The organism is Clostridium sp. BL-8 (assembly GCF_002006495.1).
Lineage (GTDB): Bacteria > Bacillota > Clostridia > Clostridiales > Clostridiaceae > Clostridium.
This window is the reverse complement of sequence record NZ_LZZL01000001.1, coordinates 78,575-97,869: the sequence shown is the minus strand read 5'-3', so window position 1 is coordinate 97,869 and position 19,295 is coordinate 78,575. Positions and strand designations below refer to the sequence as shown.

13 protein-coding genes are annotated in these 19,295 nt (G+C 29.2%); 10 read left to right on the top strand and 3 right to left on the bottom strand.

The window, feature by feature from the left end; translation table 11 throughout:
- Positions 1-189 precede the first annotated feature (189 nt).
- The 5 genes from CLOBL_RS00410 (at position 190) to CLOBL_RS00390 (ending at position 6,580) form a co-directional block, all read left to right on the top strand.
- Positions 190-1,932, top strand: a complete 1,743-nt coding sequence (locus CLOBL_RS00410; RefSeq protein ID WP_077857174.1) for a methyl-accepting chemotaxis protein — start codon at positions 190-192, stop codon at positions 1,930-1,932.
- A gap of 87 nt (positions 1,933-2,019) precedes the next feature.
- Positions 2,020-4,212, top strand: coding sequence for a HAMP domain-containing sensor histidine kinase (locus tag CLOBL_RS00405; protein WP_077857173.1), 2,193 nt, complete (start codon positions 2,020-2,022; stop codon positions 4,210-4,212).
- Between the two features lie 170 nt (positions 4,213-4,382).
- Positions 4,383-4,769, top strand: a complete 387-nt coding sequence (locus CLOBL_RS00400; protein ID WP_077857172.1) for a response regulator — start codon at positions 4,383-4,385, stop codon at positions 4,767-4,769.
- A 12-nt stretch (positions 4,770-4,781) separates the two neighbouring features.
- Positions 4,782-6,170, top strand: coding sequence for an HD domain-containing phosphohydrolase (locus CLOBL_RS00395; RefSeq protein WP_077857171.1), 1,389 nt, complete (start codon positions 4,782-4,784; stop codon positions 6,168-6,170).
- Positions 6,171-6,352: 182 nt separating this feature from the next.
- Positions 6,353-6,580 (top strand): acyl carrier protein, encoded by a 228-nt coding sequence (locus CLOBL_RS00390; RefSeq protein WP_077857170.1) that lies wholly within the window; start codon positions 6,353-6,355, stop codon positions 6,578-6,580.
- A 168-nt stretch (positions 6,581-6,748) separates the two neighbouring features.
- Here the strand turns inward: CLOBL_RS00390 and CLOBL_RS00385 are convergent, their stop codons facing one another.
- On the bottom strand, positions 6,749-7,162 hold the full coding sequence (locus CLOBL_RS00385) for a bacteriohemerythrin (RefSeq protein ID WP_009168645.1): 414 nt from the start codon (positions 7,160-7,162) through the stop codon (positions 6,749-6,751).
- A gap of 279 nt (positions 7,163-7,441) precedes the next feature.
- On the bottom strand, positions 7,442-8,353 hold the full coding sequence (locus tag CLOBL_RS00380; RefSeq protein WP_077857169.1) for an AraC family transcriptional regulator: 912 nt from the start codon (positions 8,351-8,353) through the stop codon (positions 7,442-7,444).
- Between the two features lie 180 nt (positions 8,354-8,533).
- Here CLOBL_RS00380 and CLOBL_RS00375 point away from each other — a divergent pair, with 180 nt between their 5' ends.
- Together CLOBL_RS00375 and CLOBL_RS00370 are read left to right on the top strand one after the other, a co-directional pair.
- Positions 8,534-9,454, top strand: a complete 921-nt coding sequence (locus CLOBL_RS00375; protein WP_242953758.1) for a DMT family transporter — start codon at positions 8,534-8,536, stop codon at positions 9,452-9,454.
- 351 nt (positions 9,455-9,805) lie between these two features.
- Complete coding sequence (locus tag CLOBL_RS00370; RefSeq protein WP_077857167.1) at positions 9,806-11,869, top strand: MASE3 domain-containing protein; 2,064 nt, start codon at positions 9,806-9,808, stop codon at positions 11,867-11,869.
- A gap of 127 nt (positions 11,870-11,996) precedes the next feature.
- On the opposite strand, the gene CLOBL_RS00365 is transcribed toward CLOBL_RS00370, so the two are convergent.
- Positions 11,997-13,043, bottom strand: a complete 1,047-nt coding sequence (locus CLOBL_RS00365) for an NADH:flavin oxidoreductase (RefSeq protein ID WP_242953757.1) — start codon at positions 13,041-13,043, stop codon at positions 11,997-11,999.
- Between the two features lie 212 nt (positions 13,044-13,255).
- Here CLOBL_RS00365 and CLOBL_RS00360 point away from each other — a divergent pair, with 212 nt between their 5' ends.
- The 3 genes from CLOBL_RS00360 to CLOBL_RS00350 all read left to right on the top strand — a co-directional run bounded on the left by CLOBL_RS00360 (position 13,256) and on the right by CLOBL_RS00350 (position 19,096).
- Positions 13,256-14,167 carry an AraC family transcriptional regulator gene (locus tag CLOBL_RS00360; protein ID WP_179117658.1) on the top strand — a complete coding sequence of 304 codons (912 nt, stop codon included), beginning with the start codon at positions 13,256-13,258 and terminating at the stop codon, positions 14,165-14,167.
- 245 nt (positions 14,168-14,412) lie between these two features.
- Positions 14,413-16,710, top strand: a complete 2,298-nt coding sequence (locus CLOBL_RS00355; RefSeq protein ID WP_077857165.1) for a YhgE/Pip domain-containing protein — start codon at positions 14,413-14,415, stop codon at positions 16,708-16,710.
- A gap of 94 nt (positions 16,711-16,804) precedes the next feature.
- Positions 16,805-19,096: a YhgE/Pip domain-containing protein gene (locus CLOBL_RS00350; RefSeq protein ID WP_077857164.1), complete on the top strand. Its 2,292-nt coding sequence runs from the start codon at positions 16,805-16,807 to the stop codon at positions 19,094-19,096.
- The last annotated feature ends 199 nt before the right edge of the window (positions 19,097-19,295 follow it).

The following is a 19,295-nucleotide window of genomic DNA, read 5'->3' as shown; positions in this document are numbered from 1 at the left end:
GTATGACACAAAATAGGCAAGCATACTGGTCTGTTATTTTTTTGATTGTGCCTTATATGATAATAAAATATGCAGTTGGATACAAAAATGAGTTTTGTTTAAATTGATACAATGATGTATCAAGCCAGCAATTAATTGGGGTTAATTGCTGGCTTTTTTGGAATTATTTGATAAAGAGGAGATGTAGCAATGTTCAATTTTATGAGTAAGTTAAAAATTAAATATAAATTATTATTAATAACAAGTTTTTTCGTAGTAGGATTTATTATTTTTGGAATATATGCATTATATTCTTTATCAAAAGTCAAAGTAAATGGAGCAATGTATAATGAAATCGTCCAAGGTAAAGATTTAGTAGCAGATATTTTACCACCACCTGAATATATAATAGAATCAGATTTGTTAACATATCAATTGTTAAATGAAACTGATAAAAATAAAATAGAAGATCTAATTAAGAGAAGTGAAGAATTAGAATCAGAATATAATGAAAGACATGAATATTGGGTTAAAGTTTTACCAGAAGGAGATATGAAAAAATATATGGTGGAGGATGCATATAAATATGCAGCTGAATTTTTTAAGATAAGAGATGATGAATTCTTCACAGCAATTAGACAGGGTGATAAAGAAAAAGCAGAAAGCTTAGTAAATGGAAAACTTCTAGATGCTTATGATAATCATAGGCAATACATAGATAAGGTAGTTAAACTCGCAGATGAAAAGAATAGCTCAGTTGAAAAGCAGGCCTCAGTTTTTATAAATAGAACTGTTATAATTTTAATTGGACTAGCTTTTGCTATGGCTTCTATTGTAATTTTAATTTCAGTAATTATTAGTAAAAGTATCACGAATCCATTAGCCTTTGCTCTTAATAATTTACAGTCTATTGCAAATGGAGATTTTTCAAGAGAATTACCTGGAAAAATGACAGTAAGAAAAGACGAAATAGGGGATATAATCAATGCTATAGACTTAATGAAAAATTCATTAAAAAATTTAATTAAAGAAATAAATACAGAAAGTAATAAGATAAAAGAAATTGGTTCAAATGTTGCAGACAATATGAATAAACTAGATTCAAATATTGAAGATGTAGCAGCAGTAACAGAGGAATTCTCAGCGAATATGGAAGAGAGCTTAGCATCAACTGAAGAAATGTCAGCATCATCAAAAAAAATTGAAAGTTTCATTGATAGTATGACTAAAGAATCCAGAAACGGATTAAATGAAGCAAAAACCATAAAGGATAGAGCTGAAAATATAAAAAGTAATTTTACTGAATCTCAAAATAAAGCTCAAGGTATCATTAAAGATGTCATAACAGAAGTTGAAGAATCAATAGAAGATTCAAAGGTCATAGAAAAAATAAAAATATTGTCAGAGACTATAATGGAGATTACGGCTCAGACTAATTTACTTGCATTAAATGCATCTATAGAAGCATCTAGGGCTGGAGCTGCCGGAAAGGGGTTTGCTGTAGTAGCAGAGGAAATTGGAATATTAGCAGAAGAATCTAAAGCTACTGTAGTTGAAATTCAAAATGTAACAAATATCATTACTGAATCAGTAAATAATTTATCAGTTAATTCAAAGAATTTAATTGGTTTTGTAGAAAATGAAGTTGTTAAAGATTATAAATCAATGCTTAATGTAGCAGATCAATATAGTATAGATGCAAATTTTGTTAATTCTCTAGTGTTAAAATTTACTTCAACAACTGAGGAATTAGCATCATCAATTAATAATGTAATAAGCGCTATAGATAATGTGGTAAAGGCTTCGGCAGATGGAGCAGAAGGAACACAAAATGTTGCACAGAAAGTAAATGACATCACAGTACAATCTAATGGGGTAAAAACTCAATGTAATAAATTAGATAAAAGTATACAGAATCAAAAAGGGCAGATAAGTAAATTTAAGATTTCATAGAAGGTTATGGATATATATTGTAAATTATCAATCTCAACATATATATTAAACTTAGTAGTAGAAATTTTCATTGTAGGAGATTAAAATATGAAGAACTTTTTTAACCTAGGGATATTAATGATGAACAAGCTTAAGATATTTTCCAAATTCTTATTTATAAGTTTTTTCCTGTTTGCATTACTGTGCATTGTTATCTATCAATTTTTTTCGACTAATAATGCGAATATAAAATTTAATGAACAAGAACGCTATGGAGTGGAATATGCCGCCTATTCAAAAAAATTAACCTTAAGCATTCAAGAATATATGGAACTAGATAAGCAGCTTAAGGCAGATGATCCTTCTGCAAAGGAAAAACTAAATAAAGTTGAAGCAGATATTGATATGTATTTTAAAGAAATAAGAGAACTTGATGATAAAAGAAACCATGTTTTAGATAACTCCGCTTCAAAAAAGGAAGTTAGCATAGATATAGAGGACAGCTTCAAGCAATGGGAAAATATAAAGTCTTTAAATCCTAATATAGATGCATATTCAGAAGAAATAGATAAAAAATATTCTGACATTATTTTAAGTCTTTTAACTATACATAGAGATATATCTGACAACTCAAATCTTACACTAGATCCAGATCTAGATAGCTATTATTGTATGGATGTGACAATGTTTAGACAGCTGGATTTATCAGATGCGCTTTTTGAATTAAGAAGAGTAACTAATGATATAGCTTTAAAGAACTATATTACGGGTGATGATACAATTAAATTGGTCACTTTATCAACTAGAATATCTATATTAAATGATACTATAAAAAATGACATGAATACTGCAATTAAGTTTAATGAGAGTAAGGAAACTACAACTCTTACTTCATCAAGGGAAGAAGTTGCAGAACTTACAGATAGTCTTCAAAATCTTACAGATAAATTAAATAAAGAACTAATTAAGTCTAATGATTCTATGATTAACTATGAGGAATATAATAATCTTGTTAACAGCTCTATAGATTTAAATTCAAGGTTTTTTGATGATACTCAACAGAAATTAGATAAATTAATTGAAATGAGAGTCGATAATTATAAAGCACAAAACACTAGGGTTATGATTGGTATTTTTACCATATTACCTATAATATCATACTTATATATAGCCTTTACTATGTCTATAATTAATTCTATTAAGAAGCTAAAAATAGCTACTTCAAAAGTATTAGAAGGAGATTTATCTACAAAAGTATATATTAATACTAATGATGAAATTAACGAAATTGGAGAAATGTTAAATAAGATGATAGAATCTTTTAGAAATCTTATTGAACAGCTAGTTAGTTCAGAAAAAATGGCGGTTTTAGGTCAGCTGGTTGCAGGGGTTGCTCATGAAATAAATACACCTCTTGGGGCAATTCAAGCTTCAAGTACAAATATATCAAGCTATTTAGAACAGTTCATTACAAAATACAGAGAATTGCTCAATATATTATCAGAGAAACAGCAAGATTTGTTTTTTGAATTAGTTAATCAAACTATAGGTCAAAATATATATCTTACATCTAGAGAGCAGCGTAGATATAGAAAAGCATTGACTAATGAATTAGAGGAAAATGACATTGAAGATGCTAGCGAAATAGCTGATAACCTAGTAGATATGGGGATATTTGAAAATATATCGAGTTTTTTGCCTATTTTGAAATCTCCTCATAGGGAATTTATATTACAAATGGCCTATAATTTATCCGCACTTCAAAGGAATAATCTAAATATTACTATGGCGGTTGGGCGTGCATCAAAAATGGTTTTTTCTCTTAAAAATTATTCTCGTCAAAATCAATCTGAGGAATTCGTGGAAGAAAATATAATAGACTCTATAGAAACTGTACTTCAAATATATTATAACCAAATCAAGCAAAACACAGAGATTATAAAAAATTATAGTGAGATCCCTAAAATATTATGTGACCCAGATCAATTAAATCAGGTCTGGACTAATATAATTCAAAATGCGCTGCAAGCCATGAATTATAAAGGGATTATACAAATAGATGTACTAAATGAGGAAGAATACGTAGTAGTTGATATTTCTAATAATGGTAAGGAAATTCCTGAAGAAATTAAAGATAAAATATTTGAGCCATTCTTCACAACAAAGCCGTCAGGAGAAGGGACAGGCTTAGGGCTGGATATAGTAAAAAATATTGTTTCAAAGCATAAAGGTAGTATAAGTGTAAATAGTAATTCAGAAAAAACAACCTTTATAGTTAAGCTCCCTATTAAACAAGCATAGAATTTTATATTATATATTCATTCTACTATATATGTTGCAATATATATAGTATGAAGAAAATCTTATATATATATTCAAAAATGTTTATTCATTAGAATTGATCCATAATTTTAGTTATTTGAATAAAATAAGGTTTGAAAAATAAATTATAAAGGAGAGAATATATTTGTATGGATAAAAGAACATTGCTATGTGTAGATGATGAAAAAATAATATTAGACAGCCTTAAATCACAGCTGAAAAAAAGATTTGGCAATATGTTTAATTATGAAATTGCTTCAGATTCAGAGGAGGCAATGGAGATTATTGAGGAGTTAAATGAAGATGGAGTAGTAATATTAATAATAGTTTCTGATTGGCTTATGCCAGGCATAAAGGGGGATGAATTTTTAATAAAGGTTCATGAAAGGTTTCCTAATATCATTAAGATTATGCTTACTGGTCAAGCTGATGAAGCGTGTATTAAAAATGCCTTTGATAATGCTAATTTATACTGCTGTATAAATAAACCCTGGAAAGAAGAAGAGTTATTCCGAGCCGTTGAAGATTGTATTTAAGGAGACAGACTTATGAAAAAGCCAGTTATTTTGTGTGTAGATGATGAGAAAATAATATTAAACAGTATAAAGGATCAGATTAAAGAAAAAATAAATGACTATTCTATAGAAGTAGCAGAGAGCGGCCAAGAAGCACTTGAAATAATAGATGAAATGCTAGAAGAGAATGTAGAAATTCCAATTGTAATCTCTGATTATATTATGCCAAGCATGAAGGGAGATGAGTTTCTAGGAAAGGTACATAAAATAATTCCAAATACTATGAAAATACTTCTTACAGGACAAGCTACCACTGAGGGAATTTCTACAGCTGTAAATAAAGCAAATTTATATAGATACATTTCAAAGCCTTGGGAAAAGGATGACTTATGTATGACAATAGCAGAAGCAGCGAAGAGCTACTACATGGATAGGCAGCTTGAGAAGCAAAATAAGGATCTGATAAAGCTTAGAAACGGTATTGTAGAAATAATGGTTACTGCACTAGACACGAGAGATAAAACTACATCTGGTCATTCAAAGCGTATTGCAAATTATGCTGTGAAATTTGCTGAAGCTATAAACAGTATTGATTATGGTAAATACAAAGATGTTAATTTTTCTAAAGAAAAAATACAAGAAATATACTTTTCAGGATTATTGCATGACATAGGCAAAATAGGCATTAGTGAAAGTATTCTACAGAAAGAATTAAGGCTTTCAATAGAACATCAAAATGAAATAATGTATAGATTTAGCTATTATAAAAAATGCCTGGAAATAAAAAAATTGCTTAAAGAGATAAATGAACAAGAAATGTTGATTTTGGATAATATAGATCATTATTTATCAATTGTACTTGAAATGAGTAAACGCTCTTACATTAATAAAGAAGAGATTGACGAAATAATATTAATACATTCAATTAAATACATTAATCCTAATGATGAACTCTTAAGTCTATTAGATGATTTAGAGGTAGAGAATTTAACAATAAAAACTGGAAATTTAACCGAAAATGAAAGGCAGATCATAAACTCTCATGTCCAAAAAACCTATGATATATTAAAGAGAATTCCTTGGACAAAAGATCTAGAGCTAATTCCTGAAATAGCCGCAAGTCATCATGAACGTATGGATGGCACTGGATATCCCAGGGGCTTAAAGGCAGATGAAATTTTAATTGAATCAAGAATGCTTGCAATAATAGACATTTTTGATGCCTTAACCTCTCGAGATAGACCATATAGAAAATCTGTACCTGTCTCAAAGGCATTAAATATACTATGTGAAGAAGTAGAATTAAATCATTTAGACAGAGATTTATATGAAATTTTTGTGAAAGAAAAAATATATGATATTATTGGTGATGAAATTAATTTATATAAAAAATCAAACGAGAAACAGGTACACCTTATATAAACTTGAATGGGGGCAAGTAATTTTGAAAAGCTCAAAATTACTGCCCTTATTATTTTATAAGTCTTCTAAAAAATTTTGGCTTCTAATTTATTTTAAGGTCAATTTAATAAGCTTAAACAAGGTGAGTTCTAGTTTCCAGTAAAATTATTAGGATTTTTAAAAGAAAAAGAAATTAATATAATATACTGGGTTCCTTCGGCATATTAAAAGGTGTTAGAGATGATATTGATTTTAGAGAATGTAGAACTTTGATTGATGAAGGGATTTTAGATTCATTTGATATTGTTGAAATTGTCAATTTAATTGATGAGGAATATGATATTGAAGTTCCTGCCATTGAAATAGTTCCTGAAAACTTTAATAGTGTAGAGGCAATTTTAAATATGATACAGCGATTGCAGGAAGAATAAATATTATATGCACCAATCTACATCGTAGGTGATATAGAAAATGAACACACGATTATTTCGGAAAGACAACCGAATCGTGTGTTATTTTTTTGTGTAAATGTGGTTTATGTGTTGAAAAGAAAAATATAGAAATTAGGCATAATAAGTATAAAATATTAATAATAAATTTTATTTATTATATCCGATTTCAATCAAGAAATCTCCTAAATCTTTATCAAGATTCATTATATGGTTTTTAAGCCAATCAATTAAGCTTTGTTGAATATTTAAAGCTAATAGAGTTGAAGCACCATGTGTCTCAAATACTCTTTTAAATTCTTTAAGATCATTTTTGAAATTTTCATGTTGTATATGTTGAATATCAAGCAGAGGATAATTTGTTTTTCTTTGAATTTCTTCCTCTTCATTAAAATGTTTAATTACATAATCTTCAAGAAATTTTAAAGTCTTAATAACCTCATCATCACTTTTCAGATTTTCAATAGACACTAATAATTTATCAATACAATTAAACAATTCTTTATGTTGATTATCAATATTATCAATTCCTATAGATAAGCTGCCATCCCAAATAAAATTCATAAAAACCACCTTCCATAAAATATATTATTAATCTCAATATAATTTTCGACATATTATGTGAAATACCTTTATTTTAGAGCTTGTTTTGTTTGTGCATATAATGTTTATCATAACACATATGATGGATGAATACGAGTCAGAAATAGGTTTAAGAATTACACTTTTATTTAAATAAGCGAGTTATGTTGCATTAAAGACTTTAGTAGAGATATTAAGAACTTTCTTGATCAAATAAAGTGGTAGATAAGGTTTTATCCCTCATTTTACTAAATTTTCGATTTAAATTAACTTGCATTCAGAATATTTATTTCTATATTCAGAGGGTGTATAGTTTGTATGTCTCTTAAATATTTTTCCAAAATAGCTTATCCCATTAAAGCCTACATCAAGGGCAATATTAGAAATAGGAGCTTCACTTTTTATAAGCAGTTCTGATGCTTTTGAAATTCTGTATTCAATTAAATATTCAAAAGGTGTTACATTCAAAAGTCTTTTAAAACAGCGGCAGCATTCACTTTTACTGATATGTGCAGCCGTTGCAATGTTATCTAACAAAATATTATGTGTATAGTATTTGTGTATATATTGCATAGCTAATTTTACACGTTCATCATCATTTGACATTGTAAGAGGTGAACTATTTATTTCATTTTTCATTTCTTTAATTAAATTTAACCAAGCAATACTTAAATAATTTCGCATTTCTAATTCATATCCATATGTTTTTTCATGAGATAAGGTAAATACCTTTTTTAAATGTTTTAGTATGCTTTTTTGCCATGGAATATTAGGTTTTAAAGAGATATATTTTAAGTTTCTATTTTTAATAATTGGAGTTAAATAGTTCTTTTCAATGAGCGACAGTTCGGCACCTCCTATTAAAGTTGAATTGAAATCAATAGAAAACATCATACAATTATTAGTGGTATATGGCTTAATTTGATGAAGTACATTTGAATTTATCATAACTCCTTCATTAGGAGATAAAATTATCTTTTCATCCTCAATAAAAATAACTACTCTATCATGAAGTGAATATGAGAATTGTATTTCTTTATGCCAATGCCATCTGATATATCCTTCTTCAAATAGATTAAATTTATCAGTATAAATTGCTATTGGGAAATCATTAGAACCATGTTTTAATGTTTCCTGTAAATCATCGTTTACTTCTATTTTTGTTGCTTGCATTTTTATCATCTCGCTAATATAGTTTTAATCTTTGACAATATAGTAATTGTTATATATTTGAAATAATATTAGAATTATTACAGATTTATTTAAATAAGTCAATATATCAACAATATTAACTTAAAAAAGAATAGTAAAGAAAATACTAAATTTATGGAGATAGGAGGTGAGTTAAAAGTTATGCAGCATTTACGTTATAAAGGATATACAATGGCCATGATCGGAGCTACCTTGTGGGGAGTATCCGGTACCGTTGCACAAAAGCTTTTCCAAAATGAGGGCTTTCAGCCTGGTTGGTTAGTTACAGTAAGAATGATAATAACGGGTATACTATTACTTTTATTTGCTGGCATTAAGAACAATAGGCAATATAAAGTTTGGTCAATTTTGAATGATAGCACTGGAAGAGTAAGTATATTAATATTTGGAATAGTTGGGATGCTTGGAGTACAATATGCTTATTTTATGTCTATTGAATCAGGAAATGCAGCTACAGCTACATTGTTGCAGTATTTAGCTCCAATGTTTATAGTAATATATTTAGCAATACGATTCAGAAAGATTCCAAGTTTATATGAAACTATTGCAGTTTGTTTAGCAATTTTGGGAACATTTCTTCTAGTAACAAACGGGACGCTTCAAAGACTTACTATTTCATTATCAGCAGTTGCTTGGGGAGTTGGATCAGCTATTGCCCTCGCATTTTATACATTATATCCGAAAACATTACTTGAAAAATGGGGGGCTGTTATTGTTGTAGGATGGGGGATGATTATAGGAGGAATTGGGCTGAGTTTAATAAATCCACCATGGCAGATGTATGGTCAAAATTGGTCCTTAATTTCTGGTGCATATGTAGGATTTGTAGTTGTATTTGGTACTTTGATTCCATTTTATTTGTATATAGATAGCTTACGATATATTGGACCAACTGATGCTAGTTTGTTAGGAAGTGCAGAACCATTATCAGCCACTATTGTATCTGTATTTTGGTTACATGTTCCATTGGGGGTGTTCGAAGTAATTGGAGGATTATGTATTATAGGCACTGTAGTTACTTTAGCCTTAAGATCTGAAAATAGAAGTAAATCTTCAATTTGAGAGAAAATGAGAATGTAGCAATAAGCATTTTCTTAACTTAGTTGAATTTATCTAATATTGAACTTGAAAGTAAATACACTTTATCTTCTAATTTAACAAAACTTAATGAAACAACATCGAACATGCGAAAATAACTGTCCTGCAATTAATATTAGTTGTGTGACAGTTATTTTTTATAAAAGCGAAAAAATGCATGAAATATACTTAAAACATGTTTTTATTTAACTTAATTTTAAGAAAACTACAAATATTCAATAAAAAGTAAAAACTTTACATAAAATAAATAATATAGTAAAATTGTTATTAAGAAGCAAAAGAAGTTAAATAATAAACAATATTTGGAGGGGAATTATGAGACATATGATGAAATTTGAAGAAAAATTAAAAAACACAAAATTTGAGCTGTTAATAGAATGGAGTATATTTCTAATTTTTATGGTATTCTTATTAATAATTAATTTTCACAGTAATCTATTCTTTCATACAGCAATTGAACTATTTATTAATGTTATGTTTATATTAGTATTTGTGTTTACGTTTAATACGTATGGCATAAATAGAAATAATTCAATACTTATTCTTGGTACCGGTTGTTTTTTCGTAGCTGTAATTGGAATATTTCATCTATTAATGTATCAAGGAATGCCATTTTTAGAGAATGCTAATAATACAGATATTTCAGCTCAATTATGGATTGCTGCAAGGTATTTAGAGGCTTTTACAGGTTTAATTTCATTAAATTACATATTAAAACCTAGCAAGAAACTTAGTGTTTACGGTATGTTGATAATATATATTTGCATTAGTATATCTTTACTATTATCAATAGTAATTTTTAATATATTTCCTACTTGCTATATTGGAAAAATTGGTTTAACACCATTTAAGATAATCAGTGAATACATAATTTCTATAATGTTTTTAAGTATGGCTGTCATTTATTTTAGATTAAAAGCAAAAATAGATAGATATTTATTTTTTTGTATTGAATCTTTTTTTATATTATCAGCAATAACTGAAATGTTTTTTACAAGCTATGTGTTTTGGGGTGAGTGGAGAACTGTTGTAGGGCATATAATTAAAGTTATTGCTGTGTATTTCTTATACAAGGGAATTGTTGAAACAGGCTTAAAAAAGCCATATTATGATTTAAATTATGATTTGGGTTTAGCTGATAATAAATTAAAACAATTCGAAGAGATTTTATATAGAAATGAACAATGTTTTAACATGATAATAAATAATTCAGATAACGCTATTTTTGTTATTAATGACAATAAATTTATATTTGCCAATAAAAGAATGGCAGAGCTTATGGGGCTAGAGAAAGTTAACGATGCTATAGGATTGGATGTAGAAACAATAATGGTTAAAGAAACTAAAAATTCAGCTTATGATAGAATTAATAATGCAATATATAATAAGCTAAGTACTCCATTTACTGAAAGCAAAATGTTAAGGATGGATGGAAAAATCATTGATATTGAAGTCACAAATTGTTTTTGCATGTACAAGAATAAGCCATCAGCTATGGTTATGTTTAGGGATATTACTTTAAAAAAACAATTGCATACTCTTGAACGTAATGTATTGGAGAATAAAAAGATAATAAATGAAACAAATGAACACAATAAAATGATGGTTGAGTTTTTCTCTAACATATCCCATGAGCTTAAAACACCTTTAAATGTTATACTAGGTGCTATTCAATTATTATCTTTAGCAGATAATGCTTTAATTAACTATACAATTGAAGCAAAATTAAGTAAATATTTGAAGACTATGAAGCAAAATTGTTACAGGCTTGTAAGACTTGTGAATAATTTAGTAGATATGTCAAAATTTGATTCGGGTTATTTTAAACTTGACTTACATAATCATGATATAGTAAACGTTGTTGAAGGTATAACTCTGTCAGTTGTGGATTATGCGAAAAATAAGGGAATTGAGTTATTGTTTGATACTGATGCAGAGGAAAAAGAAATGGCAATAGACTTAGATAAAATTGAGAGAATTATGTTAAATTTATTATCTAACGCTATTAAGTTTACAAATGAAGGTGGACAGATATTAGTAAGTTTATGGGATAAGGAAGATAAAATAGTTATATCTATTAAAGATAATGGAACTGGTATTCCAGCAGATAAATTGGATTTTATTTTTGAAAGATTTGGACAAGTAGATAAAACGCTTGCAAGGAATAAGGAAGGCAGCGGCATAGGATTGTCACTTGTGAAATCCATTGTAGACATGCATGAAGGGAATATTAAAGTTCTTAGTGAATTTGGACAAGGAAGTGAATTCATTATAGAATTACCTTCTAAACTTGTTGAGGATGAGCAGGTATCTGATAGGTGTATATATGAAAGCAGAGTAGAGAAGATAAACGTAGAATTTTCAGATATATATTCATGATAATTTTTTTAAATAAAGGGGAATGTAAAATCAGACGTGAAATACATTATTTTCACGTCTGGTTTTTCCACATAACGAAGCTAATAAAAACACATCCATAGTTAGCTTCAAAATTTTTTGGATTTTTCTATACCTTATTAAAAACGCATTGTCCTGAATTTTGAGCGCATCCGCTACATCTGATACATTTTGGTTTGCTTGTATCACCATCAGCCCAACGGTTTATTAGATCTGGTTCAGCAATTAGAGGTCTTGCCATAGCAAAATACTCGATATTTTTATCATTTAATATTGTGTTTAATGTTTCAAAATCATTGACTCCGCCTACTAGAATAACTGGTATTCCAAGCTCTTCTGCAATTTTAGTTGTAGAATCCACAAAATAGTAAGAAGATTTAGGGTTAAATGTCGTAAATGCACCGCTTACTTCAATAGCATCTGCACCGGCCTGTTCTAACTGCTTACATGCTATACGGAAACCATCATAAGTAATGCCATTTCCAATATCGTCATTACAGTTAATTTTTACAAGTATCGGATATTCATTACCAACCTTTTCTCTGATAAGTTTAACAGTTTCCACTACCATCCTTGCTCTATTTTCATCTGTGCCACCATATTCATCGGTACGGTGATTATAATATGGTGTTAGGAATTGACTAAATAACAAACCGTGGGCAGCATGCAACTCTATTCCATCAAATCCAGCTTTTTTAGCCCTTAAGGCTGCATCTACAAATCTTTGTTGAACATTTTTTATATCCTCTTTTGTCATTTCAAAAGGAACTTTTTTAGAAAGAAGATTCTTAACTTCACTTGGTCCTAATATTCTAGCCCCTTGCGTGTCTACTAAAGTTACAGAACCAGGATGTACTAATTGAAGTATAATGTTAGCATCTTGTTGATGTATCGCATCTGTAAGCTTGTTATATTCTTGTATAAAAGAATCATCATAAATACCGAGCATACCATCGGCTACAGCATAGTCAGATATATAAGTATAACCAGTGATTATTGTACCAGCACCTCCTTTAGCTAAATTTTCATAAACTTTAAAATCTTTTTCTGTCATATGCCCATCAATAGCATGAAAGCTAGTAACGGCTGCTGCGATAAATCGATTTTTCATATTCATATTTCCAATTTTAGTGTTATCAAACAAGTTTTTTATCATAATAGGTATTTCATCTCCTTCATAATGTTAATAAGTGATCATTTTTTAAGCTATTAGAATTCTTATATAATAAGCTTATATAGATAACCTTGTATTTAAATATAAATGATTTATAATTGAGATTATAGTTAAATAATGCTTATTTATTGCCTAAAACTACGATTTGTTTATGAAATAAAAATATATGATGATAGAGGGAGAAAAATATGTGTTTGGATTCTAAAACAACAAATTCTGTGATAAATGATCTTTTAGAAATAACCTCAAAGTTTCAATTTAATGATGGATTCTTTAGAACTAACATACCATTTCTCTCTGTATTGCGAGCAGTTAAACCTACTGAATTTGAGTATGGATTTCTTAATCCACAAATATGCATCTTAATTCAAGGAAATAAAAAATTATACATAGGTAACAAATCTATTGATCTAGAAGCAGAAAACTATATTGCTTCAAACATTGATATGCCAATTAGCGGGCATGTTTCAAAAGCTTCCCATGAAGCACCTTACATGGCTATTAAAATTGAATTTACACCAGATGAATTTGCCTCTGTAGCATTAGAAGCAAATATTAAACCAAGGAGGGAAAGTGAACTAAAAGAGGGCGCATGTGTTGGGAGAATAGGAGTTGATGTACTTTTAGTAATTGAAAAATTGTTCGATCTCTCAGGTGATATTAAGGCTGCTGAATTTCTTGCACCAGCAATGAAGAGGGAAATCATATACTATCTTCTAACAGGAGAAGATGGAAATATGTTTTATAATAATATGCTCTTACATAATGAAGCTTTAGGAATAAATAAGGCAATTCACTATGTTAAAAGCAATTTTAAAAATCAGCTCAGCGTGGATGAAATTGCTCGTGCCGGTAATATGAGTGTTTCTACCTTACATCATAAATTTAAAGCAGTTACCACACTGAGTCCAATGCAATATCAAAAGCAGCTTAGACTTCAAGAAGCGCGAAGAATACTTTTAAGTGGTGGAGTTGATGTCACTAGAGCTGCTTTAAAGGTTGGCTATGGAAGTTTGACTCAATTTAATCGAGAATATAAGCGGTTATTTGGATTGCCACCTCTAAAAGATATTCAACTTATCCGAACACAGTCAAATCTAAATTGAAAAACATTAAAATGGCAAAAATTATACCAAGTTGAAAAATGGAAGCCTTATAATATATAGAAGGCTTTTATTTTTTTTGTACTCAGAAGATTTCCAAGCTCATAAATTTAAATGTAATATAATTGATAATATTAAAAAAGTAATTATCAAAATGACTATTGGTCATTTTGGTGTTATAATTTATATAGATAAATTATTCATAAATTTGACTTATATATAAAATAATTACCTTAGAGGGATAAGTTATGAAGAATGTAGTAAAAATTTTTATAAGGGACATAAAAAATATATTTACTAATTGGGCAGCTTCAGTTGTGGTAATTGCATTGATGATAATACCCTCGTTGTATTCTCTAACCAATATAGAAGCATCATGGGATCCCTATGACAATACAAAGGGAATAGAAGTTGCAGTTATCAATGAAGATAAAGGTGCGGTGTATAAAGATCAAGATATAAATCTGGGTAAGGAATTAGTTGATAAACTTAAGGATAATGATAAATTAGGCTGGGTTTTTGTGGATAAGCAAACTGCAGAGGAAGGGCTAATTAATGAAAAATACTATGCAACAATTGAAATTCCAGAAGATTTCTCAGAAGATGTTGTTACAATAACTAAAAAAGATCTTATAAAACCTAAGCTCATATACACAGTAAATGAAAAGAAAAATGTAATAGCATCTAAGATAACTGATGCAGGAGTAGAGACAGTGAAAACTGAACTGGATCAAAATATAGTTAAGAATATTTCAGGAATAATGTTTAGATTATGTGATGAAATTGGAGTGGATATACAGAATAATAGACCTCAGCTTAGAAATATAATGGATTCGGTTTATAAGTTAGACGATAATATGCCAGAACTTGAACAGATGTTAGATGAAGCAATTAACGGAACTATAAGTGCATCGGATTTAATAGATAAAACTAATGAACTTATACCTACAGCTGCAGATACCATAGATGAGACTACAGAATTTTTAAATAACACTCAAAATGTTTTGGATGAGAATCAAGAGGATTTACAGAAAGAATCGCCTAAAATTAAAGAGGATTTAATAGAAGCTGAAAATGCACTTGATACCACAAATATAGAACTTAAAAATATTGATGAAAAAATAATGCCCGAAGTTGAAAAGAAGACATTACTTCAAGCTCTAGATACTGTCAAGGCTACTAAGACAAGCATTGATGATGCAAAGACAAAACTCAAGGATATTAAGAAAGCCATTGATAAGCTTAGTGAGATTGAAGTTCCTAAACTTTCAATTCCAGCAGGGCTTCAAAATTCAGAAGAAATTAGTAAAATTCAAGAAAGTCTTGATAAGCAGAGGGAAGCATTAAAAAATTCACAAGATGCATTAAAGGAAGAAAGCAGAGAAATATCAAAAGTTATTGATAGGCTGGATACTATTGATGATAATTTAGATAAATTGCTTGATAGAATTAATGGAGATCTTGATAAATTGAATAATGGCGTTAATCCAATAGATACACAAAATTTAACTGATACTATAAAGGTATTAGATAACGCTGATACTTTAGTTTCAGATATAACAGGCAGCTATGATTCTAAAATTGTACCAACAATCAATAAGGGCTTCGATTCAATGAGAGAAATTTTAGATGATGGATTAAATCTATCAGCTCAAGGAAAGAAGACATTACCAGATGTTCAGGAAATGTTAAATACATTTAGAAATACGGCAGATCTATCTAATGACGAGCTGAAAAAGTTAAAAGAAAAATTTCCGGATATTAAGGATAATGTTCATGAATTGGCTGAGAGACTAAAAAAGATAGATAATGAAGGTGATATAAATGAGCTTTTAGATATGATAACCAATGATTGGAATACTCAAAGTGATTTTCTATCTAGTCCAGTGGAAATTCAAGATAATAGACTATTTCCATGGCCTAATTATGGTTCTACAGTAACACCATTTTATACAGTTCTTTGCCTTTGGATTGGAGGATATATACTTTCAGTATTAATTGAAACAGAGGCGCAGCCATTTGAGAGTGAAAAGGAATTAAAAAATTATGAAAAGTATTTTGGAAGATTGTCATTATTTATATTCATAGGAATAGGACAAGCACTTGTTGCAAGCTTAGGAGCTTTGCTTCTTCTACATTCTTATGCAGTACATCCTATAATGTTTGTATTATATTGTATATTCGTAAGCATTGTGTTTAATTGCATAATTTATACTTCGGTAAGTCTTTTGGGTTATGGGGGAATAGTAATTGGAGTAGTACTTCTGGTAATACAGGTTGCAGGAACTAGTGGTAATTTCCCTATAGAAGTTAATCCAGTAGGTTTTCAAGAGTTATTTCCATTCCTTCCGTTTACATATGCTATAAGCGGAGTTCGTCAGATAATGGCTGGAATAGTATATGCCATCTTATTTAAAGATAGTATCATATTGGGTTTGTTTATGATAGGATCAATTATCATTGGTGTGCTATTTAAGAAGTCAATAAATGAGAAAAGAATAAATATAGTTAAAAAACTTAAGGACAGTTCGATTATGAATGGTTAAGGCACACAAAAGAAAATAACAGATCAAAGGCTGCACGCAATATTTCTAAAGGTGCCTAAAGCAAGTAATATTATAAGTATCAGAGGAATTAATTATGAAGAATGCATTTAAAATTTATAAAAGAGATATAAATAAAATACGAACCAATTGGGTAGCAAGGCTTATGATTATAATAATTATAATTATTCCATCAATGTATGCCTGGATTAATATTAAAGCTTCATGGGATCCATATTCTAATACTGGTGGTATTAAGATTGCAGTCATTAATGATGATAAGGGAACTGTTTATAAAGAACAAAATATAAATTTGGGAAATGATTTAGTTGATAAGCTTAAGGACAATGATAAATTAGGCTGGGTGTTTACAGATAAGGAAAGTGCACAGAGGGATCTGTTATTGGAAAAATATTATGCAACAATTGAAATTCCAGAAAACTTTTCGGAGGATGCAACTACTTTAATGGAGAAAAATATTAAAAAGCCAAAGCTCATATATACAGTAAATGAAAAGAAAAATGCAGTTGCTCCTAAAATGACGGATTCAGGAATAAAAAGTGTAAAAAGCCAAGTAGATGAAAATATAATAAAAACTGTTTCAGGAATAGTTTTTAGAGTCTGCAATGAAAGAGGCGTTGATATACAGGATAATAGACCAAAACTAAGAAAAATTGTAGATAATATTTATGAATTAGATGATAATATGTCAGAGCTAGAAACTCTTTTGGATACTGCAAGCAGTGGAACAGAAGATATGACAAAGGTACTAACAAAAACCAGCGATATGCTTCCAACTATATCAGATTCTTTATATTCTTCACAAGATTTTTTAAAAAACAGTGAAGGAGTTTTGAATGATACTCAAGGAGAATTGTCAGACATTTCACCAATAATAAAGGAAGATTTAGAGAAATCGGAGAATGTCCTTGATAATTCAAGTGTGGAATTAAAGAATTTAGATAATAATATAATTCCAGAGGTTTCTAAGAAAACTTTGTTAAATGTACGAGATACTGCAAAGGCAACAAAGGAAACTCTTAATGATACTGAATCTAAACTTAGAAGTACAAAGAAGTTTATTGATAAATTAAGTAAAATAAATATAGAGATACCTTCATTTGGTGATGAGGTAGATAATTTAGATGAGGTGAAGGGATTAAGAGATCAACTTGATAAACAGGCAGATACAATAAACAATATGCAGGATGATTTAAAAGATATAAGTAAAATAATTTTTAATACTATAGATAAATTAAATACTATGGAGGATAAATTGCAAATAGTAGTTGATAGATGCAATAAAGACATCGAGAAAATAGATAATAAAGAATTATATACTCAAGATCTTAAGGATCTTACAGAAGTAGTGGATGAAGTTCATACTTTAGTGGCGGATGCTGAAGACAGCTATGATTCTGAGATTGTACCAGGAGCCCAAAAGGGATTTGATTTAACTAGAAGTATTGTAGAAAACAGTTTGGACATTATACAAGAAGCAATAAATACATTACCAGATGTTGATAATTTGTTAAACGTTTCTCAGGATGCAGCTCATATATCTCTCGATGAATTAAATAATTTAAAAAATAAGTTTCCAGAGAATAGAGATAAAGTTCATGAATTAGCCGATGATCTTAGAGAGAAAGATGAAGATGATAGTATAGATGAATTACTGGATATGATGATAAATAATTGGGAAAATCAAAGTGATTTCGTAGCAAGTCCAGTTGAAATACAAGATAATAGATTATTTCCGTGGGTGAATTATGGTACGGCTGCAACTCCATTCTATACAACACTGTGTTTATGGGTAGGAGCGTTGCTGGGGTCAGCACTATTGTCTTTAAAAGCACCAGAATTTGAGGATGGCACAAAGATTAGACCCTATGAAATGTATTTAGGAAAGCTGTTTTTGTTTCTATCTGTTGGGGTATGCCAGGCGGTTATTGCAAGTGCAGGAGTGTTACTTATATTAAAGAGTTATGCAGTCCATCCGATAATGTTTGTTTTATATAGTGCATTTATAAGCATAATATTTATAAGTATTGTTTATACTTTTGGTAGTTTATTAGAAGCAGTAGGAAAAGCAATTATGGTAGTTGTGCTTGTATTACAGATGGCTGGATCTAGTGGGAATTTCCCGATTGAGGTTACGCCGCCTATATTCCAAAAAATTTATCCATATTTACCTTTTACTTATGCTATAAATGGAATGAGACAAGTTATGGCAGGAATTATATATCCAATATTGTTTAAGGACATGGCCATGTTAAGTGTTTATGCAGTTATAATACTTATAGTTGGAATAGTAGCAAAAGGTACAATAAATAAACTAACATCAGTAACAATGGAAAAATTGAATATGAGTGGTATAATGCGCCACTAAATTTTTAAAAATAAAATATTAGAATAGCCAAAGTTATCATTTGTCGGCTATTCTTTTTTTAAGTTTTTATGAGACATCATATAAACGGCAGATTGAGATAAATAAGTGACATAAGTTATAAAAAATTGATAATACTTAGCAAAAAGCTTTGAAAAAGTATTACTTTAAATAAAATTAGTCTCATTTAGTTAAATTTTAA

What these genes read in the sequence shown, in the direction of transcription:
- CLOBL_RS00385 (WP_009168645.1), bottom strand. Translation starts at nt 7,162, where the DNA reads ATGAATTTTATTTGGGATGGCAGCTTATCTATAGGAATTGATAATATT.
- CLOBL_RS00350 (WP_077857164.1), top strand. Translation starts at nt 16,805, where the DNA reads ATGAAGAATGCATTTAAAATTTATAAAAGAGATATAAATAAAATACGA.
- CLOBL_RS00370 (WP_077857167.1), top strand. Translation starts at nt 9,806, where the DNA reads ATGAGACATATGATGAAATTTGAAGAAAAATTAAAAAACACAAAATTT.
- CLOBL_RS00355 (WP_077857165.1), top strand. Translation starts at nt 14,413, where the DNA reads ATGAAGAATGTAGTAAAAATTTTTATAAGGGACATAAAAAATATATTT.
- CLOBL_RS00405 (WP_077857173.1), top strand. Translation starts at nt 2,020, where the DNA reads ATGAAGAACTTTTTTAACCTAGGGATATTAATGATGAACAAGCTTAAG.
- CLOBL_RS00375 (WP_242953758.1), top strand. Translation starts at nt 8,534, where the DNA reads ATGCAGCATTTACGTTATAAAGGATATACAATGGCCATGATCGGAGCT.
- CLOBL_RS00395 (WP_077857171.1), top strand. Translation starts at nt 4,782, where the DNA reads ATGAAAAAGCCAGTTATTTTGTGTGTAGATGATGAGAAAATAATATTA.
- CLOBL_RS00365 (WP_242953757.1), bottom strand. Translation starts at nt 13,043, where the DNA reads ATGATAAAAAACTTGTTTGATAACACTAAAATTGGAAATATGAATATG.
- CLOBL_RS00400 (WP_077857172.1), top strand. Translation starts at nt 4,383, where the DNA reads ATGGATAAAAGAACATTGCTATGTGTAGATGATGAAAAAATAATATTA.
- CLOBL_RS00380 (WP_077857169.1), bottom strand. Translation starts at nt 8,353, where the DNA reads ATGCAAGCAACAAAAATAGAAGTAAACGATGATTTACAGGAAACATTA.
- CLOBL_RS00410 (WP_077857174.1), top strand. Translation starts at nt 190, where the DNA reads ATGTTCAATTTTATGAGTAAGTTAAAAATTAAATATAAATTATTATTA.